27 protein-coding genes are annotated in these 26,031 nt (G+C 72.6%); 16 read left to right on the plus strand and 11 right to left on the minus strand.

Annotated features, from left to right (window positions below; all coding sequences use genetic code 11):
• Positions 1 to 200: 200 nt before the first annotated feature.
• The 5 genes from AC507J_RS24160 to AC507J_RS24180 all read left to right on the plus strand — a co-directional run bounded on the left by AC507J_RS24160 (position 201) and on the right by AC507J_RS24180 (position 3,643).
• Entirely contained in the window at positions 201 to 812 is a 612-nt protein-coding gene (locus AC507J_RS24160; protein WP_496291472.1) for a winged helix-turn-helix domain-containing protein, read from the plus strand.
• A 45-nt stretch (positions 813 to 857) separates the two neighbouring features.
• Complete coding sequence (locus AC507J_RS24165) at positions 858 to 1,499, plus strand: nucleoside/nucleotide kinase family protein (protein WP_496291473.1); 642 nt, start codon at positions 858 to 860, stop codon at positions 1,497 to 1,499.
• 122 nt (positions 1,500 to 1,621) lie between these two features.
• Complete coding sequence (locus AC507J_RS24170; protein ID WP_496291474.1) at positions 1,622 to 2,020, plus strand: TraR/DksA family transcriptional regulator; 399 nt, start codon at positions 1,622 to 1,624, stop codon at positions 2,018 to 2,020.
• Positions 2,021 to 2,066: 46 nt separating this feature from the next.
• Complete coding sequence (locus tag AC507J_RS24175) at positions 2,067 to 2,942, plus strand: DUF72 domain-containing protein (RefSeq protein WP_496291475.1); 876 nt, start codon at positions 2,067 to 2,069, stop codon at positions 2,940 to 2,942.
• A gap of 272 nt (positions 2,943 to 3,214) precedes the next feature.
• Entirely contained in the window at positions 3,215 to 3,643 is a 429-nt protein-coding gene (locus AC507J_RS24180) for a DUF2267 domain-containing protein (protein ID WP_496291476.1), read from the plus strand.
• A gap of 60 nt (positions 3,644 to 3,703) precedes the next feature.
• Here AC507J_RS24180 and AC507J_RS24185 read toward each other — a convergent pair whose 3' ends face one another.
• Positions 3,704 to 4,441: a PIG-L deacetylase family protein gene (locus AC507J_RS24185; RefSeq protein WP_496291477.1), complete on the minus strand. Its 738-nt coding sequence runs from the start codon at positions 4,439 to 4,441 to the stop codon at positions 3,704 to 3,706.
• A 100-nt stretch (positions 4,442 to 4,541) separates the two neighbouring features.
• Here AC507J_RS24185 and AC507J_RS24190 point away from each other — a divergent pair, with 100 nt between their 5' ends.
• The 3 genes from AC507J_RS24190 to AC507J_RS24200 all read left to right on the plus strand — a co-directional run bounded on the left by AC507J_RS24190 (position 4,542) and on the right by AC507J_RS24200 (position 7,594).
• A complete protein-coding gene (locus AC507J_RS24190; protein WP_496291478.1) occupies positions 4,542 to 5,771 on the plus strand; it encodes an MFS transporter in 1,230 nt (409 codons plus the stop codon).
• 188 nt (positions 5,772 to 5,959) lie between these two features.
• Complete coding sequence (locus AC507J_RS24195; protein ID WP_496291479.1) at positions 5,960 to 6,265, plus strand: hypothetical protein; 306 nt, start codon at positions 5,960 to 5,962, stop codon at positions 6,263 to 6,265.
• A gap of 9 nt (positions 6,266 to 6,274) precedes the next feature.
• Complete coding sequence (locus tag AC507J_RS24200; protein WP_496291480.1) at positions 6,275 to 7,594, plus strand: cupin domain-containing protein; 1,320 nt, start codon at positions 6,275 to 6,277, stop codon at positions 7,592 to 7,594.
• A gap of 79 nt (positions 7,595 to 7,673) precedes the next feature.
• Here the strand turns inward: AC507J_RS24200 and AC507J_RS24205 are convergent, their stop codons facing one another.
• From AC507J_RS24205 to AC507J_RS24225, 5 genes are all read right to left on the minus strand, one after another.
• Complete coding sequence (locus AC507J_RS24205) at positions 7,674 to 8,336, minus strand: hypothetical protein (RefSeq protein ID WP_496291481.1); 663 nt, start codon at positions 8,334 to 8,336, stop codon at positions 7,674 to 7,676.
• Positions 8,333 to 11,023, minus strand: a complete 2,691-nt coding sequence (locus AC507J_RS24210) for an FtsK/SpoIIIE domain-containing protein (RefSeq protein WP_496291482.1) — start codon at positions 11,021 to 11,023, stop codon at positions 8,333 to 8,335. Before AC507J_RS24210 ends, AC507J_RS24205 begins: the two co-directional genes overlap by 4 nt.
• Complete coding sequence (locus tag AC507J_RS24215; RefSeq protein WP_496291483.1) at positions 11,016 to 12,056, minus strand: hypothetical protein; 1,041 nt, start codon at positions 12,054 to 12,056, stop codon at positions 11,016 to 11,018. Before AC507J_RS24215 ends, AC507J_RS24210 begins: the two co-directional genes overlap by 8 nt.
• Positions 12,057 to 12,064: 8 nt before the next feature.
• Positions 12,065 to 12,325: a hypothetical protein gene (locus tag AC507J_RS24220; protein WP_111245968.1), complete on the minus strand. Its 261-nt coding sequence runs from the start codon at positions 12,323 to 12,325 to the stop codon at positions 12,065 to 12,067.
• 205 nt (positions 12,326 to 12,530) lie between these two features.
• Positions 12,531 to 12,908, minus strand: a complete 378-nt coding sequence (locus AC507J_RS24225) for a hypothetical protein (protein WP_496291484.1) — start codon at positions 12,906 to 12,908, stop codon at positions 12,531 to 12,533.
• 189 nt (positions 12,909 to 13,097) lie between these two features.
• Here AC507J_RS24225 and AC507J_RS24230 point away from each other — a divergent pair, with 189 nt between their 5' ends.
• Genes AC507J_RS24230 through AC507J_RS24240 form a run of 3 tightly spaced genes read left to right on the plus strand, consistent with a single transcriptional unit; the run spans position 13,098 to position 16,182 of the window.
• Positions 13,098 to 15,653: an ATP-dependent Clp protease ATP-binding subunit gene (locus AC507J_RS24230; protein ID WP_496291485.1), complete on the plus strand. Its 2,556-nt coding sequence runs from the start codon at positions 13,098 to 13,100 to the stop codon at positions 15,651 to 15,653.
• Between the two features lie 14 nt (positions 15,654 to 15,667).
• Positions 15,668 to 15,832, plus strand: coding sequence for a hypothetical protein (locus AC507J_RS24235; RefSeq protein ID WP_496291486.1), 165 nt, complete (start codon positions 15,668 to 15,670; stop codon positions 15,830 to 15,832).
• Entirely contained in the window at positions 15,832 to 16,182 is a 351-nt protein-coding gene (locus tag AC507J_RS24240) for a DUF3140 domain-containing protein (protein WP_496291487.1), read from the plus strand. Before AC507J_RS24235 ends, AC507J_RS24240 begins: the two co-directional genes overlap by 1 nt.
• Positions 16,183 to 16,314: 132 nt before the next feature.
• Here AC507J_RS24240 and AC507J_RS24245 read toward each other — a convergent pair whose 3' ends face one another.
• The 3 genes from AC507J_RS24245 to AC507J_RS24255 all read right to left on the minus strand — a co-directional run bounded on the left by AC507J_RS24245 (position 16,315) and on the right by AC507J_RS24255 (position 18,252).
• Positions 16,315 to 16,551 (minus strand): hypothetical protein, encoded by a 237-nt coding sequence (locus AC507J_RS24245; protein ID WP_496291488.1) that lies wholly within the window; start codon positions 16,549 to 16,551, stop codon positions 16,315 to 16,317.
• 18 nt (positions 16,552 to 16,569) lie between these two features.
• Positions 16,570 to 17,568 carry a LysR family transcriptional regulator gene (locus AC507J_RS24250; protein ID WP_496291489.1) on the minus strand — a complete coding sequence of 333 codons (999 nt, stop codon included), beginning with the start codon at positions 17,566 to 17,568 and terminating at the stop codon, positions 16,570 to 16,572.
• Between the two features lie 75 nt (positions 17,569 to 17,643).
• The gene (locus tag AC507J_RS24255) at positions 17,644 to 18,252 is read right to left on the minus strand and encodes a hemerythrin domain-containing protein (RefSeq protein ID WP_496291490.1); all 609 of its coding nucleotides are present in this window, start codon (positions 18,250 to 18,252) and stop codon (positions 17,644 to 17,646) included.
• Between the two features lie 156 nt (positions 18,253 to 18,408).
• Here AC507J_RS24255 and AC507J_RS24260 point away from each other — a divergent pair, with 156 nt between their 5' ends.
• A complete protein-coding gene (locus tag AC507J_RS24260) occupies positions 18,409 to 19,737 on the plus strand; it encodes a M20/M25/M40 family metallo-hydrolase (protein ID WP_496291491.1) in 1,329 nt (442 codons plus the stop codon).
• A 51-nt stretch (positions 19,738 to 19,788) separates the two neighbouring features.
• On the plus strand, positions 19,789 to 20,442 hold the full coding sequence (locus tag AC507J_RS24265) for a hypothetical protein (RefSeq protein ID WP_496291492.1): 654 nt from the start codon (positions 19,789 to 19,791) through the stop codon (positions 20,440 to 20,442).
• A gap of 113 nt (positions 20,443 to 20,555) precedes the next feature.
• Here the strand turns inward: AC507J_RS24265 and AC507J_RS24270 are convergent, their stop codons facing one another.
• Positions 20,556 to 21,200: a DUF1275 family protein gene (locus AC507J_RS24270; RefSeq protein ID WP_496291493.1), complete on the minus strand. Its 645-nt coding sequence runs from the start codon at positions 21,198 to 21,200 to the stop codon at positions 20,556 to 20,558.
• Positions 21,201 to 21,483: 283 nt separating this feature from the next.
• On the opposite strand from AC507J_RS24270, the gene AC507J_RS24275 reads away from it, so the two are divergent.
• Positions 21,484 to 21,714, plus strand: coding sequence for a hypothetical protein (locus tag AC507J_RS24275; RefSeq protein WP_496291494.1), 231 nt, complete (start codon positions 21,484 to 21,486; stop codon positions 21,712 to 21,714).
• Positions 21,698 to 22,846, plus strand: a complete 1,149-nt coding sequence (locus AC507J_RS24280) for a cupin domain-containing protein (RefSeq protein ID WP_496291495.1) — start codon at positions 21,698 to 21,700, stop codon at positions 22,844 to 22,846. The genes AC507J_RS24275 and AC507J_RS24280 overlap by 17 nt, the downstream gene beginning before the upstream one ends.
• An 83-nt stretch (positions 22,847 to 22,929) precedes the next feature.
• Here AC507J_RS24280 and AC507J_RS24285 read toward each other — a convergent pair whose 3' ends face one another.
• Positions 22,930 to 24,942, minus strand: a complete 2,013-nt coding sequence (locus tag AC507J_RS24285) for a helix-turn-helix transcriptional regulator (RefSeq protein ID WP_496291496.1) — start codon at positions 24,940 to 24,942, stop codon at positions 22,930 to 22,932.
• 290 nt (positions 24,943 to 25,232) lie between these two features.
• Here AC507J_RS24285 and AC507J_RS24290 point away from each other — a divergent pair, with 290 nt between their 5' ends.
• Positions 25,233 to 25,958 (plus strand): YoaK family protein, encoded by a 726-nt coding sequence (locus tag AC507J_RS24290; protein ID WP_496291497.1) that lies wholly within the window; start codon positions 25,233 to 25,235, stop codon positions 25,956 to 25,958.
• Positions 25,959 to 26,031 lie beyond the last annotated feature (73 nt).

Consider the following 26,031-nt stretch of genomic DNA (forward strand, 5'->3'; position numbering starts at 1 on the left):
CCCCGTAACAGATCAAGTGGACGACTCTGCTGTAATCATCGTTGGCTCGTACGCAGAGCGAGCAGTTGGCTGCGATGTGTCGGCCAATTGTCACATTCATGCAACGCAGCCGCCTCTTGACCCCTGCACGGACGCCGGGAAGCATCGATAAAACGGCGTCCCGGGGCCGTGGGGAAAACCCGGACCAGCCAAGGAGGACCATGTCGGTCAGCCCCGCTTCGTCGCGCGCCGGATGGCATACGTCCCAACCCGCGGTCCCCGGTCGGCCTCCGGGCGGTCAGCGCCGCCCGAGCAGTACGGCGGCGGCTCCGGTGCTCACCGTCACCCTCTCCATCCCGCTGGCCTGCGAGGAGTCGCTGACCCCGGCTGCCCGCCGGCTGCTGGAGGCGGCTCGGGAAATGATCGAGCACGGTGAGGGATCGGTCAACACCGTCGCTCCGGTGGTGCCCGAGCGGCGCACCGAGAGCGTGCCGACCGGCCGCTCGGCACGGCATCTCGCCCCGACCATTCCCACCCTGCACATCCTGGCCTCCTCCCGGTCCGTGCTGCGCGACGGCGAGCCGCTGCCGCTGACCCGGCTGGAGTTCGACCTGCTGCTGCACCTGGTGGCGCATCCCCGCCGGGTGTTCACCCGGCTCCAGTTGCTCAACGCGGTATGGGGCTACGAGCACGCGGGCGTGCGTACGGTCGACGTGCACGTGCGGCGGCTGCGGGGCAAGGTCGGGGTGGACGTCCCGCTGGTCACCACCGTCTACGGCGTTGGATACCGGCTGGCCGACGACGCCCGGGTAACCCTCGACCGCACCGGCTGACCGGTCCCGGTGGGCGCCCGGCCGCCAGCCGGGGACCATTGTCGGATGCGCGTGCGCCCCATCTCACCACAGCGACTCCTGGCCGAGCTGGCCGAACGGCTCGCTGAAGCCGTACCGGCCGGGCGGCTGCGCGTCGGCGTGGACGGTGCGCCGGCCGCGCACCCGGGCGAGTTGGCCGCCGCCCTGGTGGACCCGCTGCGCGCGTTGAGCCGTCCGGTGCTGCACGTACGGGCCGAGGACTTCCTCCGGCCCGCCTCCGTCCGGCTGGAACGGGGCCGGCACAACCCGGACGCGTACTACGAGAGCTGGGTCGACGAGGCCGGCCTGCGCCGGGAGGTACTGGATCCGGCGGGGCCGCAGGGCACCGGCCTGCTGCTGCCCTCGCTCTGGGACGCCGAGACGGATCGGGCCACCCGGGCCGGGTACGTCGAGTTGCCGCCCGGCGGTGTGCTCCTGGTCAGCGGGGCGTTCCTGCTCGGCGGCGGGCTGCCCTTCGACCTCACCGTGCACCTGGAGATGTCGGCCGGCGCGCTGCGTCGGCGCAGCGCGCCCGAGCAGGCGTGGACGCTGCCGGCGTTCGCCCGGTACGCCGACGAGGTTGCCCCCGCCAGCTTCGCTGACCTGGTGGTCCGGGTCGACGACCCGCGCCGTCCGGCGATCGTGGAATCCGGTGCCGACGCGGTTTGACCTGCCGTTGCGAGGGGTATTCGCGGGGCTCACAGCGCCCGGGTGATCAGGTCTGGGCGGTATCGCCGGGTGGGTGCCGTCCCGTCCGGGCTGACGAATAGGCCGAGGAAAGGCAGGCAGCGATGCTCGTCCACGACACAATCGGCACGGGCCGGTCCCAGGCGGAGACCGACCGGATCCGGCTCTCTCTGCAGGCCCGCTACGCCGAACTGTCCGAGGAGTACGAGCAGGCGGTGCAGCAGAGCCAGGTGCTGCGGCTGGTCGAGGTCGGCGACACCGCCGGCGACGACCAGGCCGACAGCGGCACCAAGACCGCCGAGCGGGACACCGCGCAGTCGCTGCTCCGGACCATCCTCGACCGGCGCGCCCAGTACGAGCACGCGCTGACCCGGCTCGACGAGGGCGCCTACGGCTACTGCGAGGGCTGCTCCGCGCCGATCCCGGTGGAACGGCTGGAGATCTTCCCCGCGGCGACCAGCTGTGTGACCTGCAAGCAGACCCGGGAGCGGCGGGCGGCCTGAGCTTCGGCGAGTTGCCGGTCGGTCCGGGACGCGGTGGACTGCATCCATGGGCGAGATCAGGGTGGGTACCGCCTCTTGGACCGACCGGACGCTGTTGGACTCGGGCTGGTATCCGGGCAACGCCGACACGCCCGAGAAGCGGCTGGCCTACTATGCGCGGCTGTTCCCGCTGGTAGAGGTAGACGCCACCTACTACTCGCCGCCGGCCGAGCGCACCGCCCGGTTGTGGGCCGAGCGCACGCCGGCCGGCTTCACCTTCAACGTGAAGGCGTTCAGCCTGCTCACCGGTCACCCGACCAGGGTCAGCTCGCTCTACAAGGAGCTTCGTCCGCAGACCGACAAACGCAACGTCTACCCGGCCGACCTGCCGCCGCAGGCGTACGAGGAGGTCTGGACCCGGTTCCTCAGCGCGCTCGACCCGCTGGTCGAGGCGGACAAGCTCGGCGCGCTGCTGTTCCAGTTCCCGCCCTGGTTCACCATCCGCCGCGACAACAAGCAGTACCTGCTTGAGGTGGCGGGGCGCTGCGCGCCGCTACGCCCGGTCTTCGAGTTCCGGCACGCCTCCTGGTTCGACGGGGACAACGCCGAGGAGACCCTCGACTTCCTGCGCCAGCACCGGCTGTCGTACGTCAGCGTGGACATGCCGCAGGGACACCGCTCGTCGGTCCCACCGGTGCTGGCCGCCACCTCGGACCTGGCGGTCGTCCGCTTCCACGGCCACAGCGACAAGTGGACCAGCCGCGACATCCACGAGAAGTTCGGCTACCGCTACTCCGACCGCGAGTTGCGCGACTGGGCGCCCAGGCTGCGCGAACTCGCCGACCAGACGGAACAGACCCACGTTCTGCTCAACAACTGCTACCGCGACTATGCCCAGCGCAACGCCCAGCAACTCCAGGCACTGCTCACCGAACCCGCCTGATCCCGCGCCGATGCTCACCCGGTGCGGGTGAGGACGACTCACCCTCGCCGTGCCGACCATGGTGGGGACGACAGCACGGAGGTGGATGGCGATGACGGTGCTACCGCACCGGCGACCGGACGGCGTCCTGCGGGTCATCGGGGCGACCGACCGGTCCAGGCGCACGTCCCGCCCCGGCCGGGGCGGCCCGATCAGGCCACGACGCGGCCCGGTGGGCCCGCCGCGGCGACCCGACGACCGACGGTGGGAAACCGACCTACGGGGGTGGACAGATGGCTGAGCAGTTCCAGTCGGCGGTGGAGTCCTCGGTGGACAAGACCAACCTGATTCTCAAGGACATCGAGCAGGCGTACGGATGGCCGAAGGCGCAACGCAACCAGTCGTACGCGGCCCTGCGTACTGTGCTGCACCTGCTGCGTGACCGGATGCCGGTGCAGGAGAGCGTGGAGTTCTCGGCCCAGTTGCCGCTCTTGGTGCGGGGCATCTACTTCGAGGGCTGGCAGCCGCAGGACGTGCCGATCAAGCTCAACCGGGACGACTTCCTCTACGAGGTCCGCCAGGGCTTCCCGTACGACGTCGAGGGCGGCCCGGAGCGGGTGGTGCAGGTGGTGCTGGACACCCTGCGTCGGCACATCACCCAGGGCGAGTGGGACGACGTGCGGGCCAACATGCCAGGCGACCTCGCGCAGGTCATGCCCTGACCGATCGGTGCCGCCGGTCGCGGTCCTGCCAGCCGGAGGTGCCGAGCAGGATCACGGCGGCTACCAGAGGTCGAAGTGGAACACCTCGAACGAGTTGCCGTAGCGCACGCCCAGCCGGCTGCCGACCGGACGGGCGCCACTCTCCAGGAACTCCTCGGCGTCGAAGCTGCCGTCGCCCAACCCGGTGAGGTACGCCTCGTGCGCCAGCAGCGACGCCACGCCCTTGTCGAACGTGTCGGTGGTGTCCACGCCGTGCCCGGAGCGGGGGGAGGAGTCCGCCCACACCTGGCGTACGCCGCCCCACGGCTCGACGCCGTCGGTCAGCTGTTCCGGGAAGACCCAGCGGTTTCCGGCGTCCCGGACGGCGTCCAGGGTGGCCCGGCCCACCGCGATGTGGTCGGCCTGGTTGAGCACGTTCGCCCCGTCCCAGGTGGCCCGGAAGTTGTTGGTGATCACGATTTCCGGCCGGTGCCGGCGAATCGCCGCGGCCAGTTCCCGGCGCAGCGGCACTCCGTACTCCAGGATCCCGTCGGGCAGGCCGAGGAACTCCACGGTCTCCACGCCGACCAGGGCCGCCGAGGCGCGCTGCTCCTGCTCGCGTACCTGCCGGGCCTGCGCGGGCGGCATCCCGTCGATGCCCGCCTCACCGCTGGTGACCAGGCAGTAGGCCAACTGTTTGCCCTGACCCGTCCAGCGGGCGATCGCGGCGGCGGCACCGAACTCCAGGTCGTCCGGGTGCGCCACGATGGCCAGGGCGCGCTGCCAGTCCTCGGTCACCGGCTCCAGGGGCGAGGTCATCGGCACCTCCGTAGGTTCGGGTGGCGTCCATCCTGTCACCGTTACCCGGGATCCACCGCCCGGTTGACCTCAACCATGGTTGAGGTTCGATGCTGTCCGGGTGACCGCGATCATTACGCCGGGTGTCCGGCGTGACCTCAGTCTCGGCGTACTGCTTATCGGTTCCACCCTGACCGTGCTGGCGGGCGCGGTACTGACGCCGGTGGTCCAGCTGCTGGCGACCGAGCGGCAGCTCACCGCCACCGCCGCCGGGCTGGTGGTGACGATCCACGGTGTGTCGCTCGCGCTGGCGGCGCCGCTGGTGGGCCGGCTGGTGGACCGGCACGGCGTACGGCGACCGCTCGCCGCCGGGCTGCTGCTCTACGGTGTCGCGGGCGGTGCCGGGCTGGTCGTCGACTCGTACCCCGCCCTGATCGCCACCCGGTTGGTCTTCGGCGTCGGCGCCGCGTTGGTCTTCACCGGCACCACCCTCGGGCTGCTCGACCGCCACGACGGTGCGGCCCGGGACCGCGTGCTGGGTTGGCGCTCCGCCGCGATCAGTCTCGGCGGGGTGGTGTGGCCGCTTGTCGGCGGGGCGTTGGGGGCGCTCTCCTGGCAGGCGCCGTTCGCGGTGTACCTGCTCGGCATCCCGCTCGCCCTGCTCGCCCTACGCCTGCCGGACGACGCCCGCCCGCCGGTCGGGCCCGCCGCGGTGAGCGCGCCCGCCCGCGTGGCTCCGGCTCCCGGCGTGGACCCGGCCGCCGAGGTCGCCGGCCGCTGGCTGCCGGCGACGCGGAGCGACCGCCGCCCGCTGCTGGCCGTCTACGCGGTGCAGGGCGTCGCCACCATGCTGCTCTACGCCGTGCTGGTCTTCCTGCCGGTCCGGATGGCGGAACTCGACGTCACCAGCACCGTCGTGGTGGCGGCCGGTGCCGCCGGCCTGTCGGTCGCGATGACCGTCGCCGGCCTCGGGTACGCCCGGCTGCGGGCCCGGTTGGCGCTGCCGCGTCTGCTCCGGTCCGCCGGTGCTCTCTGGACGGTCGCGCTGCTGGCCCTGGCGGTCGTCGACGCCCCGGCGCTGCTGCTCGTCGCGCCGGCACTGTTCGGCCTCGGCCTGGGTCTCGCCGTGCCCGCCCTGACCGTGCTGACCGCCGAATGCGCCGCACCCGGCCGCCGCGGGCAGGCCACCGCGCTGCTGGCCACCGCCGGGTTCACCGGTCAGGTCGCCGCGCCGCTGCTGTTCGGCCCGCTCCAGGCGGCCAGCACCGCCGGCACGGCGTTCCTGGCCGCAGCCGCCCTGGCCGGGCTCGCCACGGTGCTGCTGCCCGGCCGTCGGTGGAGCATCGGATAGTAGTCGCAACCCGGTGAATGCCTGGCTGTTGGCGGCGCGCCAGCGTGGCATGGCGCGAACCCCTCGTGTCGGCCGGATCGGGCGTTTACGGTGGTGTGCAGCATGGTTAGAGAAGATCGCGCGGGGGTACCACGCGCGACACGACGCACCCCACCGACGGCGGGGGCGGGGCCATCCGAGGGAGCACGATGCCACTCAACGACGACGACATTCAGAGCACCAGCGGCGGTGGACCGGAGGGTCCGGCTGACGGCGGCGCGACGCCGGGTCAGCACGATGGTGGTGCGGACGGTAGTGCCGAGGGTCCGGCCGATGGCGGCGCGACGCCGGGTCAGCACGATGGTGGTGCGGACGGTGGCGCCGAGGGTCCGGCCGATGGCGGCGCGACGCCGGGTCAGCACGATGGTGGTGCGGACGGTAGTGCCGAGGGTCCGGCCGATGGCGGCGCGACCCCCGGCCAGCACGACGGCGGTGCCGACGGCGCGGCGCGATAGCGGATCAGCATGACGCAACTCGATCCGCCGGGCGACAGTGGTCGCCCGGCGGTTTCCGCTCCGGACGAGCCCCGGCACTCTGCCGGGCCATCCCCATCGGCGATTGCGGCGCTGGCCCGCTGCGTCAGCGTGGAACCGGCCAAGTTCGCCGCTGCCCACTGGGGACAGACCCCGCTGCTGTCCCGCGCCGCCGAGCTGCCCAACCCGGCCGGCTTCACCGACCTGCTCAGCCCCGCCGACGCCGACGAGTTGCTGAGCCGGCGCGGGCTGCGTACCCCCTTCCTGCGGGTGGCCAAGGACGGCCAGCTGGTGCCGGCGGCGCGCTACACCGGCGGCGGTGGCGCGGGCGCCGAGATCGGCGACCAGGTCCTCGACGAGAAGATCCTCGAGTTGTACGCCGGCGGTGCCACCCTCGTCCTCCAGGGCCTGCACCGGACCTGGCCGGCGCTTATCGACTTCACCCGGGAGCTGGGTCTGGCCGTCGGTCAGCCGTTGCAGGTCAACGCCTACCTGACGCCGCCCGACAGCCAGGGCTTCGCCACCCACTACGACACCCATGACGTCTTCGTGCTCCAGGTGGACGGACGCAAGCACTGGCGGATCCACCCGCCGGTGCTGCCCGACCCGCTGGAACGCCAGCCCTGGGGCGGCCGGGCCGACGAGGTCGCGGCCAGCGCGCAGGGCTCGCCCGCCCTGGATGTGCTCCTCGAACCGGGCGACGCGCTCTACCTGCCGCGCGGTTGGCTGCACAGCGCCCAGGCGCAGCAGGACAGCTCGCTGCACCTGACCGTCGGCATCCGCGCCCTGACCCGGTACGCGCTGGTAGAGGAGTTGCTCGCGCTGGCCACCGAGGACCGGCGGCTGCGGGCCACCCTGCCGTTCGGCACCGACCTGGCCGACCCGGACGCCATCGAGCCGGAGCTGACCGAGACCGTCGAGGCGCTGCGAGACTGGCTGCTGCGGGCCGATCCGGCCGCGGTGGCGGCCCGGCTGCGGCAGCGGGCCTGGCCGGCGTCGCGGCCGGCACCGATCCGTCCGCTGGCCCAGGCCGCCGCGCTCGCCGCACTGACCGTCGACAGCCACGTCACCACCCGCCCCGGCCTGCGCTGGCAGCTCACCGGCGACGGCGACCGGATCACCCTGCGCCTGTTCGACCGCACGCTGACCCTGCCCGCCGAGTGCGAGCCCGCGCTCCGCACCCTGCTCACCGGCGAGGTCACCCGGGTCGGCGACCTCCCCGCCCTCGACACCGACGCCGACCGCCTCACCCTCACCCGCCGCCTGCTCCGCGAAGCCGTCCTGACCCCCGCCGCCGACCGCACCGGTTGACCGCTGCGACCGCGGCCTGCGGTCGTCGTGGCTCGGCCCGCGTTGACCGCCGTGGCCCGGCCCGCGTTGACGCTGGGGGTCAGGCGGTGACCAGCAGCAGGAGGGTGGTCACCAGACCGGCGGTGGCCACCACGATGACCGGACGCGGGCTCAGCACGGCGTGCCGGCGGTCGGCGATCAGGCGCGCCGGGATCAGGCCCAGCACCGGGCCGAGCAGCGTCACCACCAGGGCCAGCACCGGCAGGCCCACCGCCAGCTCGCCGTCGGCACGCGCGGCCAGCGCCCGGAAACCGGCGCCCAGGGCGTACGCCAGCACCGCACCGCCCACCCCGCAGAGGGCCAGCAACGGGTTCACGCCGCTCGGCAGCTCACCCGGCTGCCGGGTGCGGCGCAGCAGGTCCCGGGCCGCCTCCAGCAGCGGCTCCGGGTCGCCGGTGGCGTCCGCCCGGGGGGCCGGTGGGGTGCCCGCCCGCCGCCCACCGCCGCCGAGCCGGGCGTTCAGCTCCTGCCACAGCAACGCCACCTCGGCATCCACCCGCTCCTGGGACTCACGGGCCGCGACCAGCTCCCGTTCGGCCCGGTTGACCTCGTCGGCCGACTCGGCCACGGCCCGGTCGGCCGCCGCACACTGCTGCTCGTGCCAGGCGTACGCCTCGGCCCGCTGCTCGCGTACCCGTGCGGTCAACTCGGCCAGTCGCCGGAGCTGGGCCGCGTACGTTTCGCTGGTCACCGGTTCGTTCATCGGGACGGTCCATACGGGATGATGGTCTGCCCGGTGCGGTGTACCGCCCGGTCGAAGAAGAGGCCCCGCCACGGGCGGGGATACCAGTCCGGGCCACTGGTGCCCGGATACAGCGAGCCGCTCAGCTCTCCGCCGTGGGTGTCCAGCGCCACCCAGGCGCCGATCTGGTCGGTGCGGGCCCCGGCGCCGCCCAGGTCGGCGCGCATCCGGGCCACCCCGCGCCACCAGGCCAGCACGTGCGTGCGCCGCTCGGGTCCGTCGTGCATGATCCGGCGCAGGTGCTCCAGCCCGCTCGCCCGTCCGACCCGGGTGGCCAGCGCGCCGGCCGCCGCGTCGACGGCGAAGAGCAGCAGGTAGTGCGGCGCGCCGGTGGCGCCAGGTCCGCCGAGACCGTCGGCCGTCTCGGCCATCAGCTCGGTCACGCTCTCCTCGTCGTACCAGGCGGCGTCGTCGGCTAGGTCCTCGTAGAGCGCGCGGGCCGCCGGATCGGCGTCCGGGTCCAGGCAGGCGATGGAGAACCGGGCGCTGCCCGGCCGGTGCTGCCGGGCCAGCGACCGGGCCGCCGCGTCCAGCACCGCGCACGCCTCGTCGACCCGGGTGCCCAGCACGGCCAGGTTGCGCCCGGGCGCCCGGGGCAGCCGCAGCGCCGCCGACCGGGCCTGCACGTCGATGATCTCGCCGAGCAGGGCGACCGGGCCGCGCGGCGTACCCGTCTCGGGTGCGCGCAGCGCCCGGAAGTCCGGCGCGTCGGCCAGCCGGGGGATCGCGTCGCCGTCGAAGAGCCGGGCCGGCGCCGCCTCGGCCGGGCGCATCCGCCACAGCCGGTGTTGCAGCTCGCTCCAGGTCTCCCATTCGCTGGCCGAGGGGATCCGGGCCACCTGGTTGCCCTCGGCGGACCCCGACTCGGCGTTGACCACGGCGTGGAACTTCGGCAGCGACTGGGCGGCGTCGTTGCGTTCGTCGAGGATCCGCAGCGCCTTGGGCAGCGCGATCCGGAGGGTGAACTGGGCGACCAGCGCTGGCCGCCCCCACAGCGCCTCGATGCCCCGGACGTCCTGCGAGGCCAGCACCAGGTGGATGCCCTGCGACCGGCCCCGGCGGGCCAGGTCCTCCAGCAGGTCGGCCGCCTCCCGGGCCACCGCGTCCCGGCCGGCGAGCAGCATCTGGAACTCGTCCACCACCGCCACGATCCGGGGCCAGTGCCCGGTGGGATCCACCGCGCGCAGCTCGGCCAGCTTGGTGACCTCGTGTTTCTTCGCCGCGTCGGCGCGCCGGCGCAGCTCCTCGGCAAGGAAGCGGAGCAGCGCCAGCCCGAACTCGCGGTCGGTGTTGACGTTGATGCCGACCAACCGCATGTGCGGCAGCCAGCTCGGATCCCGACGGCCCTTCGCGAACCGGGCGAAGGACACCCCCTCCTTGAAGTCCAGCAGGTAGAACTCCAGCTCGGCGGGGGAGTAGCGGGCGGCCAGCGCGCCGATCCAGGCGAAGATCAGGTTGGTCTTGCCGGTACCGGAGGGGCCGCCGATCAGCGCGTGCGGCGGGTAGTCACCGAGGGTCAGCAGCACCGGCCGTCCCTGCGGCCCCTCACCGATCGGCGCGGTCAGGCCGGTCGCCGAGTCCTCCTGCCACATCTGCTCCGGCGGGGGCAGCAGATCGGTGAACGGGGTCGGTGCCGGTCCGGCACTGACCACCGAGGCGATCCGGCGGCAGGTCTCGGTCACCAGCGCGGCCGGGGGCGGGGGATCGAGGCGTACCGGCAGGGTGCCGACGTCGGCGCCGTCGGCGGTCACCACCACCCGGGTCACCGTCGGGTCCTCCGGCAGCGGCACCCCCCGCACGATCAGGTGTACGCCGCACGCGACGCCGGCACGGACCACCCGGTCGAGTTGGCCACGCTCGTGCCGGGACAGCTCGTCCCCGCCGAGCAGCACCGCGACCCGCCACGGTTCCGGCCGGCGGCCCGTCGCGGCGGCCAGCTCCCGCAGCGAGGCGTGCTCACCGGCCAGCACGGTCTCGTTGATCCGGCGGATCTGCTCCACCAGGTCGTCGAGGAGCCGGCCCAGGCCGCCGGGGCCGACGAAGGTGAGCAGCCCGGCCGTGCCCAGCGGGGCGAACCCGGCCAGCCCGCCGCCCAACTGGTCCGGGTCGTAGCCGACCAGCCGTACGCTGCCCGGTGCCGCCCGGCCCAGGCTGCGCAGCAGCAACGCGGAGACCAGCGCCGCGCAACCCGCCGCGTCACCGTCGAGCGCCACGTGGCCGCCGTCGAGCAGCGCCACCAGCGCCGGCACCGGTTCGATGCCGCCGTTCTGCCGCCCCGGCTCCGGCAGTCGCAGCGTGCCGACCCGGGCCATGCCCGGCGGCTCGGCCCGCTCGGCCGGGGTGGGCCGCCACGCCGACCAGTCCGCCGAGCCCGCGCCGGGTGCCTCCCGCACCGCGGCCTCGGCAGCCCGCCGGGCCAGCTCCGCCAGCCGCGCCGAGTGCCCAGTCTCGATCTCGCTCAGCCGTCGGTCCCGTTCCGCACCGACCCGCTCCGGTACGCCGGCCGCGGCCCGCCGTACGCGTACCGCCCGCTCCCGTGCGGTGGCCAGCGCGGTCTGCGCCGTGGCCGACCTGGTCCGGGATGCGCCGAGCGCCTCGGCGAGCAGTTCCCGGACCCGGGCGACCAGCTGGTTACGCCGGTCAGCCATCGATCCCGTGCCCCGGCCGGCCGGTGCTCCCAGTGCTCCCGTTCCCGGTGCTCCTGCTTCCGGGACTCCTGTTTTCGGGGCTTCTGTTTTCGGGGCTCCTGATCCCGGTGCCTCGGGTGCTCCGGGCGTCGGGGGCGTTAACCGGGGGCCCCTTCACCGCATCAGGCGTTAACCCGGGGCCCTTCCTTTCATCTGTCGGGAGGTCGCGGCCGAGGCGGTCGAGCAGGACGCCGGTGAGGACGCCGGCGGTCACCGCCGGGTCGGCGGCGTGCGGCTGCTCACCGCCGTCCCGGCGCGGCGGAGGCATCCGGCACACCCGGGTCAGCAGCGTGTCCAGCACCGGGGCGGGCAGGCCGGGCAGCAGGTCGCGCACCCGGCCGTCCAGCTCGCGGTGCAACCGGGCCAGGTCGTCGCCGCGCGGCGGGTGCCCGAGCAACTCCGCCGCCAGGTCGCGCAGCAGCGGTGGGGCCACCGCGGCCAGCCCCATTCCGACGTCGGCGTGCGCCCCGCGCAGGTCGCGGTGCAGCCGGTCGCGGTCGCCCGCGCGGACCCCGCGTACCACCCGGTGCAGCAGCTCGCGGGAGTCGGCGATCCGCTCGTCCGGCTCCTCCGGCGGGCCTTCCCGGCCCCCGGTCAGCTCCGCCACCCGCACCGACCACCAACGGCGCAACCGCACCTCGCCAGCGGGCTCCGGTGCCACCGCCACGGGCTCGTCGCCCCGGGGCGCGTCGTGGGTGGGCCGGTCCGTCGGTCGACCCGCCGGTGGTGGCGCGCCGTCGGGGGCCAGCCCGATCGCGGCGAGGTAGGCGGTCAGCTGCTCCTGGGCGACCCGCAGGGCGTACCCGGCCGTCTCGGCGTGCTCGGTGGCGGCGGAGAGCTCCGGTACGCCCATCGGGTTGGCCGACTCCTGGCGCACCCAGCGCAGCCGCTCGGTGGCCAGCCCGAACTTCTCCAGCGCCTGCGCCAGCAGGCCCAGCGGCAGTTCCTCGGCGGCGGCACGGACCTGCGCACCGACATCCTCGACGATGGACACGCCCGCCCCTACAGCGTCGCGACGTACTGCTGAGCCTGCTCGATCGCGACGAGTGTCGCGGCGAGGCACTCCTCCAGCTCCTGGCTGGCCTGGGTCAGTGACGCCTGGGCCGCCTCGACGGTGGCGTGACCGCTGCCCTCCAGCGCGCCGGCGAGCGTCTGCTGCGCCTCGGCCAGCTTCTCGCCGGCGGCCTGCACGGCGCTCTGGCCGTCACCGATCTGCTGAAGTGCGACATCGATGGCTGCCTTGAGCTCGGCGACGCTCGCCACGCGGAACCTCCTGGGGGCGGGGAGGACTCCATTAGAGCCTATGCCGGTCCGGGGGAGAACATGTGCCCTGTCAGTGTTCCTGCCCTGCTGACCGGTTGTCGACCACCCGCGCCGCGAGTCCGATTCGTGGGACTCGTGTGCAGTGGATCACGGTGCGCCACCGGCCGCCCGCATCCGCCCGGTCGGCGCGTGGTCGCTGCCCTGGTCAGCCGCGCAGCCAGCGCGGTCCGTGCACCTCGGCACCGAGCGCGGTGACCCGGTCCCTCAGCACCCGGTCCGCAGTGACCACCAGCCGGCGCCGGTCGCCGGCCCCGGCGACCAGGTCCACCACCGTGTCGTCCCCGGAACCGGCGGCGGCCACCACCCGTACCCCGTCCACCCCGGTCACCTCCCGGGCGGCGCCCTCGACCACCAGCACCACCTCCACCGGCGGAGGCAGCTCCGGCAGGATGCCGAGCCCGCCCAGCGGTGCGAGTCTGTCCCGCAGCCGGGCGGTGGCTCCGGCGCGGTCGCGCCACCAGCCGTCCGGCCGAGACCCGACCACGTTTGCGGCGTCCACGATGAGCAGCGGAGTCCGGTTCATCCGCCCACCCTGCCATCCGGCCGGCTCACCTGCTCGACCGCCGCGCCGACGCGGCCTTCGACCACCTGAGCTGCCCGACCGTTGCGCCGCCGGGGCACCCGTCCGGGCGCTGCCGAGCGGTCGCGTTTGTCCGGGCGGGGGCCGGGTAGCCCGTGCCGACCGTCTCGCGCCCGACCGCGGAGGACAGAGATGATTGGACCCGGCGACTTCGGCTCGGACCCGTGGGACGAGTTCCTGGCCCGGTACTTCGGCCGGGGCGAGGGCGGGCGTCGGCCCGCGCACCGGGTCGACATCACCCGGCTGATGACCGCCGATGCCCGGGAGATGCTGGCCGACGCCGCACGCCGGGCGGCCCAGAAGAAGAGCAACGACCTGGACACCGACCATCTGCTCTGGGCGGCGTTGCAGCGCGAGCCGCTACGTGACCTGGTACGTCGGGCGGGCGCCGACCCGGAAACCCTGGTCAACGCGCTCGGCGGGCGGGGTGACGGTGCGCCGCAGGGTGAGGTGCCGCCGAACCTGTCGCTGACCCCTGCGGCCAAGCGGGCGCTGCTCGACGCCCACCAGTTGTCCCGGGCGATGGGGGCGAACTACATCGGCCCCGAGCACATCCTGATGGCGTTGCCGCTGAACCCCGAGTCGCCGGCCGGCCGGATGCTCGCCGCCGGCCGGATCCAGCCCGAGTCGTTGCAGGCCGCAAACGCCGAGCGCGGTCCGACGAACGGGCCACGACCGGACCGGGGTACGCCCACCCTGGACCAGTACGGCCAGGACCTCACCGACCTGGCCCGCGCCGACCAGATCGACCCGGTGATCGGGCGCGCTGACGAGATCGAACAGGCGGTGGAGATCCTCTCCCGGCGGACCAAGAACAACCCGGTGCTGATCGGCGAGGCCGGCGTCGGCAAGACCGCGATCGTGGAGGGCCTGGCCGAGCGGATCTGCGACGGTGACGTACCGCAGACCCTGCTCGGCAAGCGGGTGGTCCAGCTCGACCTGGCGGGACTGGTCGCCGGTACCCGTTACCGGGGTGACTTCGAGGAGCGGTTGAAGAAGGTGATCGACGAGATCCGGGCACACCGGGAAGAGTTGATCATCTTCCTGGACGAGATCCACACCCTGGTCGGTGCGGGTGGCGCGGGCAGCGAGGGCGGGATGGACGCCTCCAACATGCTCAAGCCGGCGCTGGCCCGGGGCGAGCTGCGGGTGATCGGAGCGACCACGCTCGACGAGTACCGGCGCAGCATCGAGAAGGACGCCGCGCTGGCCCGGCGGTTCCAGTCGGTGTTCGTACCCGAGCCCTCCGTCGAGGACACCGTGGCCATCCTGCGCGGCCTGCGGGACCGCTACGAGGCCCACCACCAGGTGCGCTTCACCGACGAGGCGCTGGTCGCCGCCGCCGAGCTGTCCGACCGGTACCTCACCGACCGCTACCTGCCGGACAAGGCGATCGACCTGATCGACCAGGCCGGCGCCCGCGTCCGGCTGCGCACCCGCACCCCCGCCGCCGACGTGCGCGACCTGGAGCAGCAGCTCGACGACGTACGCCGGGACAAGGAGCAGGCGGTCTCCGACGAGCAGTACGAACGCGCCTCCACGCTGCGTGACCGGGTGGCCGAACTGGAGCAGCAGGTCCAGCGGGCCCGGGGCGAGGACGGCGGCGGCAGCCAGGTGCCCGAGGTGGGCCCGGACGAAATCGCCGAGGTGGTGTCCCGGGCCACCGGCATCCCGGCCAGCCAGCTCACCGAGGAGGAGCGGGAGCGGCTGCTGCGCCTCGAGGGGCACCTGCACGAGAAGGTGGTCGGGCAGGACGACGCGGTCGGCGCGGTGGCCGAGGCGGTGCGCCGGTCCCGTACCGGGCTGGCCGACCCGAACCGCCCGATGGGCAGCTTCCTGTTCCTCGGCCCCACCGGGGTCGGCAAGACTGAGCTGGCCCGCGCCCTGGCGGAGGCGCTGTTCGGCGAGGCCGACCGGATGGTCCGGGTGGACATGAGCGAGTTCCAGGAGCGGCACACGGTCAGCCGGCTGGTCGGCGCGCCACCCGGCTACGTCGGCTACGAGGAGGCGGGCCAGCTCACCGAGGCGGTGCGCCGCCGCCCGTACGCGGTGGTGCTGCTGGACGAGATCGAGAAGGCCCACCCCGACGTGTTCAACATCCTGTTGCAGGTGCTCGACGACGGGCGGCTGACCGACAGCCAGGGGCGTACGGTCAACTTCAAGAACACCGTACTGATCATGACCAGCAACCTCGGTTCGGAGCTGATCACCGGCAGCCAACGGGCGGTCGGGTTCGGTGCCGGCGCGCCGGGCAGTAGCCAGGAGAGCGACGAGCTGCGGGACCGGCTGATGCGCCGGTTGCAGGAGAACTTCCGACCGGAGTTCCTCAACCGGATCGACGAGGTGATCATCTTCCGTCGGCTGGAGGCCGAGCAGCTGCGCCAGATCACCGAGCTGCTGCTGGAGGAGACCCGCCGCCGGCTGCACGCCCAGGACATCGAGGTGGAGTTCACCACCGCCGGGGTGGACTGGATCGCCGAGCACGGCTACCAGCCGGAGTACGGTGCCCGACCGCTGCGCCGGGTCATCCAGCGGGAGGTGGACAACCACCTCTCCCGGATGCTGCTGGAAGAGCAGCTGTCACCGGGCCAGCGGGTGACCGTCGACGGCCGGGACGGGCGGCTCGCCTTCGACGTGGCGGCCGGCACGCGTGGCTACACGGCGGCCACGACCTCGCATCCGCGCTGAGGCGGAGGGTACCGATGACCGAACCGGAAGAGAGCCGGGACGACGACCTGACCGAACCGATCCTGGCCCCGCCGACGGCGAACCCCCGTCGGGTGCAGGTGCCGGAGGAGGGCCTGGACGGGCAGCTCGACCAGGGGCACCCGGAGCCGTCCGGGCCGCCGCCGACAGAGGAGGCTTGATGGTACGCGAGCAGCGACTCGATCCCGAGGTGGAGTTGCTCTGGGAGGACTTCCACGCCGAGGTCAACGTGCCGTCCGAGCAGTTGCGGCAGTGGTTGCTGACCCGGGGCTCCGGCGAGGAGGCGTTCGGCCCGAACCCGGACCTGGACCTGCCCGAGCCGGGCCGGCAGATTCTCGCCGTGCTGCGCAAGCGCAAGGTCGATCTGACGCCCGAGGACATCGAGGTGATGCGGGAGGCGGTCGAGCGCATCCGCGCACTGACCGCCGCGCGACCCGAGCGGGGCACCGCCGACGACGAATGGCGCCACTCCCTGCTGGACCTGGGCCACGACATCCTCACCGAACGCTAACCACCCACCCACCCACCCACCCCACCCACCCCAATCCCGTTGACCATGAGGTTGGCGGCATTATTTGATCTTCAAACTGCCGTCAACCTCATGATCAACGAGGCTGAGCGGTGGGTGGGTGGGGTGGGTGGGTTACTCGGTTTCCAGGCTGGCGATGGTCAGGCCGGCGGCGTCCGCGGCGGCCTGCCGGTCGGCGCGGGTCTGCTCCTCACGGGTGATCAGGTTGGCGTACTCGGTCAGGTCGGCCGGGTCGGGTACCTCCGGCAGTCGGCGCAGGAAGGCTTCCACGTCCCGGACGGCAGCGGTGTGCCGGACGGCCGCCTCGCGCAGCACCTCGCGGTCGTCGGCGGCGGGATAGAGGTCGGTCATGCCGCCACATACCCGTCGTCAGGCGGTTCGCACCCCGGGATCGATCGCCGCGGTCAGCGGTCGCCGCAGCCCGAACGCCGGGTTGCGCAGCAGCCAGGCCAGGTACGCCGGATGCGGCGCGAGGGCGTCGGTGTACGCGGCCAGCGCCGTCTCCAGCACCAGGTCGGCCATCCGGGCGGCGGGGGACTCCGGGTGCCAGCCCAGCATCAGCCGCCAGCGCAGTGGGGAGCCGGCCAGCCGGCGGGTCACCAGGCCCGCCACCGGCCGGAAGGTGGCCTGACACAACGCCACCGCCTCACCGGCGTCCACCAGGTCGAAGCAGCCGCGTACGTCGGCCTCGTACACCTTTCGTGGGGTGAAGCCGGCGCGCGCGCAGGCGGCGGCGAAGCAGTCGCCGAAGCAGCCGTCCCCCGGTGCCGCCACCCACTGCTCGTGCCGCAGGTCGGTCAGGGCCACCTCGTCCCGCGCGGCCAGCGGATGCGTCTCCGGTAGCAGCACCATCACCGGATCAACCGCGACCTCCCGCCAACTCAGGCCGTAGTCCGCCGAGGGGGTGGAGTCGCCGCAGACGCCGGTCAGCGCGTAGTCCAGCCGGCCGGTGGCGACCAACTGGACCAGTTCGTCGACCGACCAGGAGGCGTGCGTGGTGATCTGGGCCGACGGCTGCTCGGCGGCGAGCCGGTGCACCAACCGGCCCAGGATCGGGCTGTTCACCCCGCCGAACCGGTAGCGGCGGGGCGCGTCACCCGCACCGGCCAGTCGGGCCGCCTCGTCCTGGAGCCCCTTCATCGCCGGCAACAGCACCCGGGCCCGGGCGAGCACCAGCTCACCGAGGGCGGTCGGGCGGGCGCCCCGGCGGTCCCGTTCGAACAGCGGCCCGCCCAGGGTCCGTTCGATCCGCTGGAGCTGGGCGGTCAGCGCCGGCTGGGCCAGGCCGAGCGTCGAGGCCGCCTTTGTCACGCTCCCCGTCTCCGCGATGGCGCAGACCACCCGCAGGTGGCGCAACTCCAGATTCATAGCGTGACGGTAGGACGACGGAGCGATTGATGGAAGGGTCCGTACGGATCAACGCCCATGAACCTGTTGCGGCCCTCAGCGCTGCGGTGGCTCGCCCAGGTCGCTCAGCTCACTGAGCTGGGTGTGCCGTCCGGTGACCGCGTCGCGGAGCTTGTCGACCAGCGCCACCGCCGGCTCGACGATCCGGTTCCAGGGCGGAGTGTGCGGCACGCCCGGGTGCGGGCGGGTCGGCGCGGCCTCCTCGGCGATCTCCAGCCGGTTACCGAGCCGGATCAGCTCCTCCTCGCTGGCGCTGGCACAGAGCCGCTGCACCAGCGCGTCGACCGCCACCACGTGCGCCTCGACCAGCTGGGCCACCATGGCGAGGCGGTCGTCGGTGAGCCCGCGCAGCGCCATGAGCAGGGCGGCGTCACCGGCCAGCACCTCGCCCACCGGCCCGTCGGCGTCGCTGAGGGCCTGCCGGACGGCGGGCAGCAGGTACTGCTCCTCGGCGGAGAGGTGCCGGGACAGCGCGGCGACCAGGATCTCCCGCCCGTGCTCCGGGTCCGGGCCGGGCTCGACCAGCCGCCTGGTCAGCCCCAGCAGCTGCTGGTGCTCCTCGGCGATGGTGTCGGCGATGCTGCGCCCGGCGGGCTGGTAGCCGTCGCCGGGGGTGGGGGGCAGCGGCGGCAGGTGGACGGACATGGTCCCTCCTCGGCGGACGGGCGCAGCGACGATGATCTCGCGGGCGGAGCGACGATGATATGGCACCGGGACGGGCGCGCAGTACCCGCACCGCCCCGCGCCGAAACGGGGTGCTGGCGTGCCCCTACCGAAACGGTGAGCTGGTATGAAGAGGCGATGACGAGCGACGCCCACTCCGCCTTTCCCGCGCCGACCGACGAGGTCGTCGAGCTCTGCCGGGACCTGCTGCGCATCGACACCACGAACACCGGCGAGAACGCCACAAGCGCGGGGGAGCGCCGCGCCGCGGAGTACGTCGCGGAGAAGCTCGCCGAGGTCGGCATCGAGCCGGTGCTGCACGAGTCCGCACCCGGGCGGGCCAACGTGGTCGCCCGGATTCCCGGCACCGAGCCGAGCCGGGGTGCTTTGCTCGTGCACGGGCACCTGGACGTGGTGCCGGCCGACCCCGACGAGTGGTCGGTGCATCCCTTCTCCGGGGAGCTGCGCGACGGCTACCTCTGGGGTCGGGGCGCCATCGACATGAAGGACTTCGACGCGATGGTCCTGGCGGTGGTGCGGCACTGGCAGCGCACCGGCGTCCGCCCGCCGCGCGACATCGTGCTTGCGTACACCGCCGACGAGGAGGCGGGCAGCGAGTACGGAGCGCACTTCCTGACCACCCGGCACCGGGAGCTCTTCGACGGGTGCACCGAGGGCATCGGCGAGGTCGGCGGCTTCTCGTACACGGTCGACGAGTCGCGGCGGCTCTACCTGATCGAGACCGCGCAGAAGGGCATCGACTGGCTGCGGCTGCACGCCAAGGGGCGGCCCGGGCACGGCTCGATGGTGCACGACGACAACGCCGTCACCGCGCTGGCCGAGGCGGTGGCCCGGGTCGGGCGGCACCGCTTCCCGGTGGTGGTCACCGACACCGTGCGGGCCTTCCTGGAGGAGGTCTCCGAGGTGCTCGGCATCGAGCTGGACCCGGAGGACCCGGAAACCGCCATCGCCAAGCTCGGCCCGATCGCCAACATCATCGGCGCGACCATCCGCAACACCGCCAACCCGACCCGACTCGCCGCCGGCTACAAGGACAACGTGATCCCCGGCCGGGCCAGCGCCACCATCGACTGCCGCAGCCTGCCCGGCCAGTCCGAGCTGCTGGAACGGCAGCTGCGCGAGCTGGTCGGCCCGGACATCGCGATCGAGTACGTCCAGCGCCAGCCGGCGCTGGAGACCACCTTCGACGGTGACCTGGTCGAGGCGATGTCAGCCGCGTTGCGGGCCGAGGATCCGGGGGCGCGGCCGGTGCCGTACATGCTCTCCGGCGGCACCGACGCCAAGGCCTTCTCGCGGCTCGGCGTCCGCTGCTTCGGCTTCGCGCCGTTGCGGCTGCCGCCCGATCTGAACTTCTCGGCCCTGTTCCACGGCATCGACGAGCGGGTTCCGGTGGACGGACTACAGTTCGGCGTGCGGGTTCTCGACCGGTTCCTGCGTACCTGCTGACCCGCGCCCGGCTCGGGCGCGGCACCTCGCAACGTGAAGGGGACGCCTCATATGACCGACCAGCACGGTGAGCTGGACGCCGCTCTCGAGCGCGTGATCGAAGCGGCCCGCCACCACCTGGCCGCGGTCCGCGCCGCGCAGGGCCGAATCGACGACGACGACGTCTGGCAGGCGTACGTGGCGTTGAACAACGCGTCGTTCGCCTACGACGAGCAGCTCATGGACGCCTTCGGCGAGGTCACGCCGTGGGATGTCGAGTCGATCGACCCGGACGAGGCCGACCGGCGTTTCGGCGCCGAGGAGGGGATCGAACCCAGCGACCCGCACCCCCAGGTGATCTCCGTGCGCCAGCGGCGCGACTACCGGGTGCCGAGCGTCTCGGCGCTGATCCGGGTCGCCGACGCGGCCCGGCGGGAGGGACTGCCGGCCGACGAGGAGGCGCCGCCGGTGGAGGGCGTCGGCGAGGCGGTGCTGGAGCTGCTCCAGAGCGGCGACGGCTCGCTCGGCGCGCTCGATGTGCCGGAGCTGGAGCCGCTCGACGGCGTGGTGATGGTCAGCGAGGTCGGCACGCCGGTCGACCTGGAGTCCTTCGACGACGACGATCCGGTGGGCCCGTTCCAGCCGGCGGCCGACGACCGGCTGGTCGGTCGGCTCGACGAGCACCCGTTCGTGGAGTTCGACGACGAGCCCGACCACGTGCACTGACCACCCGTTCTTCCAATCCGCCGGGTCTCGTCACGACCAGTTCGGTGGCGAAGGCCCGGCGGGCGGGTGGGTACCCGGCGCTCCGCCGGTCCTGCTGGCCGCCGGCAGCCACCTCACGGCGTCGGCCGTTTGACCAGGGCGAGCAGCAGAAGCACCACGATCAGCGCCCAGGTGACCGCGTAGGTGACGATCGGGCGCTGCTGGGTCGCGGCGCCGACGTACCCGCCGATCGCATAGCTCGCCAGACACAGCAACCCGATCCCGGCGATCTTGCGGGCCGGTCCGGTGTCGCCCCGGTCGAAGACCCAGTCGGCAAAGCCCCGGGTGGTACGCAACACCGTTCCCGTCTGGAACGACGTCGCGGTCTGCACGCCGAAGGTACGGGTGACGAGCCCGCCGAGGATGCCGACCGGGAAGGCGCAGAGGGCGGTCAGCAGCGTCCGTTCGCCCAACGAGCCGCGACCCGAGTCGAGTGACCGGTCGACCAGGCCCCAGAGGACGAGCAGCACCAGCAGCGCGACCAGTTCCAGCCCCGGCGGCGTCAACGGGCCGACCCGGGGCAGCCTCCTGAACCCGGCACCGAGCAGACCGCCCAGGCCGAACGCGACGAGCGAAGCCAGCGCGGAGGGCCACGCCGGCAGGTGTCCGGCCAGTCCCATTCCGACGAAGGCCACGTTGCCGGTCTGGATGCCGACAAATACCTTGTAACGCAGGAACGCGAAGGCGTCGACAACGCCGGCCAGGCCCGTGCCCAGCATCAGGGCGAACAATGGGTACCGGAAGTCGAATTGGGTGCGCTGCCAGGAACCTGGTGCTTTCCTGGCCGGGGGTCCGTTTCTGCCTCGGCTATTGGACATTCGGCACCCTACCCGGCCGTTAGGCGGCTAAACGACGCCATGTCGGCGGCAACATGCCGATTCTTTGGGATGCGGCCTCGGCCCGAATGGCGCGATCACGTGATTCCGCGACAGGGATCGCCGCGCCAGGATCTGATTTACGGCCACCGTCACGCCAGTCGCAAGCAGGGAGGTCTGCGCCGCCATGACCGGATTGCGCGTCAAATTCTACTCATTCGGCGCACTGGCCGCCGTCGGCGTCGCCATTGACGCTCCCGTCTGGAGTATTGCGGCACTGGTTTTCCTCTGTGTCGCAATTCCGTTCGCCGTCGCGCTCCAGGGAACTGGACGCGTCCGCGCGCTGCTTTTTCCGTCCCGGGTCGCCACCGTGGCGACTCCTGAGCGAAAGGTTCTTCGCGATGCGCAAGTCCGCTGACGAGTTCGGCATGAGCTCGGATGGCCACGGGTCACTTGTGGGCACACTGCCGCGTAACCCGGCGATCGACGACACCCACCCCGACCTGGTCACGCCGCCGTCGACCGACGACGGTCTGCTGCCGAACATGGTTTTCCCGTTCTCGCTGGCGCACACCCGCCGGGAGAGCGGCGGTTGGACCCGGGAGATCACCGACCGGCTCCTGCCGATCGCACACGACCTGGCGATCATCGACATGAAGCTCGACCCGGGGGCGTACCGGGAACTGCACTGGCACATCCAGTCCGAATGGTCGATCATCCTCAAGGGCAGCGGCCGGATCGGCGCGGTGGACCAGGAAGGACGCAACTTTCTCGAAGACGTCAAGGAAGGCGACCTCTGGTACTTCCCGGCCGGTATCCCGCACTACATCCAGGCATTCGAGGAGGGCATGGAGTTCCTCCTGGTGTTCGACGATGGTTGCTACTCCGAGGACGCCACCTTCCAGCTGACCGACTTCCTCTCCCACGTACCCAAGTCGGTGATCGCCAAGAACTTCGGCTGGAGCATGGAGCAGATGCGCAACCTGCCGGAGCGCGAGAAGTACATGTTCAAGGGCGACATTCCGCCGCCGCTGGCCGAACAGCGGGTATTCAGTCCCGCCGGCGACGTGCCGCGGACCTTCAAGCATCAGTTCCTCGCCCAGACACCGGAGCGTTTCGAGGGCGGCAGCGTACGGATCGCCGACTCGACAAACTTCGCCGCGGCGACGAGCACGACGGTCGCCATGGTGGAGCTCGAGCCGGGCGCGATGCGGGAACTGCACTGGCACCCCAACGGTGCCGAGATGCAGTACGTGATCTCCGGCCAGGGCCGCATGGGGGTCTTCAGTGGCGGTGCCACGGCCCGCACCTTCAACCTCCAGCGGGGCGATGTCGGATACGTGCCGATCTCGCTCGGCCACTACATCGAGAACCTCGGCGACGAGCCGTTCGTCTACCTGGAGCTGTTCCGGTCCGCGAAGTTCGAGGACGTGTCGCTCGCGCAGTGGCTGGCAAACGTCCCGCCGCAGGTGGTCGCCGACACCCTCAACATGTCCCGGGAGATCATCGAGGTGATGCCGAAGGCGAAGAGCGCCGTGCAGCGGCACTGAGCCCCGAGCTGCGGACGCCATGACCCGTTCGCCCGGTCATGGCGTCCGCAGTTCGCGCCGGTACGCCGGTACGGCTCGGCCCGTCAGTGCCGCTCCCTGGCGTCCCAGAGGCGGGCCAGCTGTACCCGGGTCCGGATGCCGAGCTTGGCGTAGATCGCCCGCAGGTGGCTGTCCACGGTGTGGAAGGAGACGAAGAGTTCGGCGGCGGCCTGCTGCTTGGTCGCGCCACCGGCGAGCAGTTCGGCGACCCGCGCTTCGGCGGGGGTGAGCGCGGCGACGCCGTCGTCCCGGACCCGGCTCCGCCCGCCGTCGCCGAGTTGGCTGCGGTACCGGCGCGTCCGATCATGGTCGCCGGTGGCACCGAGCCGCGCGTAGAGGGCGGCGCACTCGTCGAGCGCGGCGATCGCCTGTGCCGGCGGTACGTGCGGCGATCGCCCCAAATCGAACAGCGCGTCGGCCAGCGCCGGACGTGCCGTGGTGGTCCGCAGTCGGGTCACCGCCGTGGCCAACGCGGCGGGATCGCCGGTGGTGAGACCGACGGCATGATGGGCGATGCCCTGCCAGAGCCGGTTGTTCACCGTGCCGGCGACGCGTTTGAGATGGTTTGTGAGCACCTGGGCGTGCCGCTGGTCGCCGAGCAGCAGAGCGGTGCGGACCAGTCCCGGACCGTGGTGCGGCACCAGCAGCAGGGGCGCCGCCGACCGGTTCGACATCTCCAGGATCGCGTTGAGTAGGGTGGCGTACCGTCCCGGTTCGGGATCGGCGGCAGCGGCGGCGGCGAGCCGGAACCACTGCAAGCCGTCCGGCCACTCCAGCGCCGGTTTCTCCGGTGCCAGCAGCGCCCGGGCCATGGACACCTCGCCCCGGCGGAGCAGGACCTCCACGACGGTGGCGAGCAAGGTGGCCCGGGTCTCGACCGTCAACGCGTTGGCCGCCAACTCGTCGAGGGCGAGCCGGGCTCGTGCCGCGGCCTCGGCGAACTCGCCCACCGCGAGACGGGCGACGCAGTCCAGTGCGGTGACCAGCGGCAGGGCCACATCCCCGAGCATGTCGATCTCGTCGGTGACCGCATCGAGGGCGGTCCGTGCGTCGGTGAACTGGCCGAGGGCGAGTTGGTTGGCGATCCGGTCGACCCGCAGGAAGACGGCCTGGCTGCGGGCCGCTGGCGCGCCGGCGTCGACCTCACGCAGGAACCGCGCAGCCCGGGGCAGGTCGGCGCCGGACGTGGCGTGTGCCGCGTGCGCCAGGGCGAGCCGGATCTCGCTGCCGGCGGTGGGGGCGGCCCGGTGTGCCCGTTCCGCCTCGGCCAGCAGCTCAGCACTGTCGGGATAACCGAACCGGGCCGCCACCGAGGCCCGCATGGCGAGCGTCCAGCTCAGGTCCGTGACGCTCAGGTGTTGTTCAAGCGCCCGGTCGAGGTAGCTCATCGACAGCGAGGGGCGCTGAGTGGCGTAGTAGGCACCCAGCCGGGCCAGCAGGAGGGCCCGCTCGCGCGGGCCGTACCGGTCCACGGCGAGTTCGGTGTGCAGCAGGTGCATGGCCTCCGCGAGCCGCCCGGCGAGGAAGAGGTTGTCGGTGGTGCGGACAAGCCAGTCCAGGTACCGATCCGCCGGGCCGGCCGCGCCGCCCGCCAGCAGCAGGTCCGCCGCGAGGGTGGGGCTCACCGCTGGATCGGTCACCAGCCGGTCGACAAGCGCGCGGGCCGCCTGGCTCACCGCCGGCATCGCGCGGAGCAGTTGGCGGGCGGCCTGGGCCGGCCGGTCGGCGTCGGCCAGTACCTCGGCGGCGGTCTCGCGCAGTCCCCGATGCGTCGACGGCGGAGTCTGCGCCAGCACACCGTCGCGGAGTCGCGGTGACGCCAGCCGCAGGCCGGCCGCGGTGTCGACTAGCGATCCCCGGGAGATCAGGTCTTCCACCGCCGCATCCAGGGGCAGCCCCGCCGCGACATCCGAGCGGACCAGCATCTGTTCGAGGAACCAGAGTTTGCAGGGCGCGTCCGCGATGGCGATGGCGCGCAGCAGGTAGCGCTGGAGGTCGCTCGTCGTCGGTGATCCGCCGGTGTGCATCTTGGGACGCTGCAGGGACGCCTCGGGCATCGGAAATCACCTTTGGTCAGTGCCTCCCGAAATCCGGCTCCCGGCCGACGTGTGGCCGCCCGGAGCCGTTAGGGCGAGGCTAGCCAGGCAACGGCCACACGTGGACGGGAACCGAGGAAAACTCCGATTCCTCGGCGTGGTCGGTCAACCCGAACCGATCATGTGGCAGTCGGTGGTATCCGCCCATTCGGCATCCGAGGTCCGATAGGTTGCGAAAAGTCATCGCACTCGTCGCGAACGAGCCGGACCTCACCGGGATCACCCATCAGACCGCCAGGTGTGGAGGATCGATGCCGCGTGCTGAACCGCCCCCTCCGGCGAATCGGAACGGACCCGACCTGGCGGACTCGTACCGCGAATTCCGCCATCCGCTCGTGGTCCTGGCCGCAACCACCTCCGTCGCCGGCTTTCTGGACGCCTTCGCCTACCTGCGCTACGGAGCCTTCGTGGCCAACCAGTCCAGCAACGTCGTGTTCCTGGGCATCGGACCGGCCGGCGGACATCCGGCCTGGCCGACGGCGGCGGCGTCGCTTGTGGCGTTCACCGTCGCGGCGGGCCTGACCGTCCGGCTGCGTGCGCTCCGGAGCCGGTGGTCACCGGTCTCCCGCGGCCTCGCCGCCGCCGTGGCCTCCGCCGCGCTCTGGGGGGTGCTCAACGTGTTGTTCCAGTACGGCCGGACTAACCCGCAGCTCCGGGCGCTGCTGGCCGCCGTCGGCGGGTTCGCGATGGGTGCCCTGGCCACGCTCTTCGTGCGGACCGCCGGAATCTCCACCACCATCACCTACCAGTCCGGCACGGTGGCGAAGACCGGCGAACGCGTGGTGCGCTGGCTGGCCGGCCCGCGAGCGAATCGGAGCAGGGCCAGACGAGCCTCCCTGCTCGGTCTCCTGACGCTCGCCGGCTACGCGGTGGGTGGTGGGCTCGGGACGCTGGCCCAGCAGCGACCGCTGTGGGTGCCGACCTGGGCGGCGCTCGCCCTGCTGACCGTGGTGCCGATGATCCGCCACCGGTCATGACCCGCCCGGACCCGCCGGCCGGCCCGGTCGTCGAGGGGCGGCGGCGTCAGCCCTTCGCCCGCAGTCAGTACGA

The organism is Micromonospora sp. PRAS1 (genome assembly GCF_059553435.1).

Excerpts from the sequence above, each read along its gene's own strand:
- AC507J_RS24275 (WP_496291494.1), top strand. The coding sequence starts at position 21,484 with ATGACCGGATTGCGCGTCAAATTCTACTCATTCGGCGCACTGGCCGCC.
- AC507J_RS24265 (WP_496291492.1), top strand. The coding sequence starts at position 19,789 with ATGACCGACCAGCACGGTGAGCTGGACGCCGCTCTCGAGCGCGTGATC.
- AC507J_RS24290 (WP_496291497.1), top strand. The coding sequence starts at position 25,233 with ATGCCGCGTGCTGAACCGCCCCCTCCGGCGAATCGGAACGGACCCGAC.
- AC507J_RS24205 (WP_496291481.1), bottom strand. The coding sequence starts at position 8,336 with ATGAACGAACCGGTGACCAGCGAAACGTACGCGGCCCAGCTCCGGCGA.
- AC507J_RS24240 (WP_496291487.1), top strand. The coding sequence starts at position 15,832 with ATGGTACGCGAGCAGCGACTCGATCCCGAGGTGGAGTTGCTCTGGGAG.
- AC507J_RS24175 (WP_496291475.1), top strand. The coding sequence starts at position 2,067 with ATGGGCGAGATCAGGGTGGGTACCGCCTCTTGGACCGACCGGACGCTG.
- AC507J_RS24255 (WP_496291490.1), bottom strand. The coding sequence starts at position 18,252 with ATGTCCGTCCACCTGCCGCCGCTGCCCCCCACCCCCGGCGACGGCTAC.
- AC507J_RS24180 (WP_496291476.1), top strand. The coding sequence starts at position 3,215 with ATGGCTGAGCAGTTCCAGTCGGCGGTGGAGTCCTCGGTGGACAAGACC.
- AC507J_RS24270 (WP_496291493.1), bottom strand. The coding sequence starts at position 21,200 with ATGCTGGGCACGGGCCTGGCCGGCGTTGTCGACGCCTTCGCGTTCCTG.
- AC507J_RS24230 (WP_496291485.1), top strand. The coding sequence starts at position 13,098 with ATGATTGGACCCGGCGACTTCGGCTCGGACCCGTGGGACGAGTTCCTG.
- AC507J_RS24285 (WP_496291496.1), bottom strand. The coding sequence starts at position 24,942 with ATGCCCGAGGCGTCCCTGCAGCGTCCCAAGATGCACACCGGCGGATCA.
- AC507J_RS24245 (WP_496291488.1), bottom strand. The coding sequence starts at position 16,551 with ATGACCGACCTCTATCCCGCCGCCGACGACCGCGAGGTGCTGCGCGAG.
- AC507J_RS24280 (WP_496291495.1), top strand. The coding sequence starts at position 21,698 with ATGCGCAAGTCCGCTGACGAGTTCGGCATGAGCTCGGATGGCCACGGG.
- AC507J_RS24160 (WP_496291472.1), top strand. The coding sequence starts at position 201 with ATGTCGGTCAGCCCCGCTTCGTCGCGCGCCGGATGGCATACGTCCCAA.
- AC507J_RS24165 (WP_496291473.1), top strand. The coding sequence starts at position 858 with ATGCGCGTGCGCCCCATCTCACCACAGCGACTCCTGGCCGAGCTGGCC.
- AC507J_RS24250 (WP_496291489.1), bottom strand. The coding sequence starts at position 17,568 with ATGAATCTGGAGTTGCGCCACCTGCGGGTGGTCTGCGCCATCGCGGAG.
- AC507J_RS24260 (WP_496291491.1), top strand. The coding sequence starts at position 18,409 with ATGACGAGCGACGCCCACTCCGCCTTTCCCGCGCCGACCGACGAGGTC.
- AC507J_RS24235 (WP_496291486.1), top strand. The coding sequence starts at position 15,668 with ATGACCGAACCGGAAGAGAGCCGGGACGACGACCTGACCGAACCGATC.
- AC507J_RS24185 (WP_496291477.1), bottom strand. The coding sequence starts at position 4,441 with ATGACCTCGCCCCTGGAGCCGGTGACCGAGGACTGGCAGCGCGCCCTG.
- AC507J_RS24210 (WP_496291482.1), bottom strand. The coding sequence starts at position 11,023 with ATGGCTGACCGGCGTAACCAGCTGGTCGCCCGGGTCCGGGAACTGCTC.
- AC507J_RS24225 (WP_496291484.1), bottom strand. The coding sequence starts at position 12,908 with ATGAACCGGACTCCGCTGCTCATCGTGGACGCCGCAAACGTGGTCGGG.
- AC507J_RS24200 (WP_496291480.1), top strand. The coding sequence starts at position 6,275 with ATGACGCAACTCGATCCGCCGGGCGACAGTGGTCGCCCGGCGGTTTCC.
- AC507J_RS24170 (WP_496291474.1), top strand. The coding sequence starts at position 1,622 with ATGCTCGTCCACGACACAATCGGCACGGGCCGGTCCCAGGCGGAGACC.
- AC507J_RS24195 (WP_496291479.1), top strand. The coding sequence starts at position 5,960 with ATGCCACTCAACGACGACGACATTCAGAGCACCAGCGGCGGTGGACCG.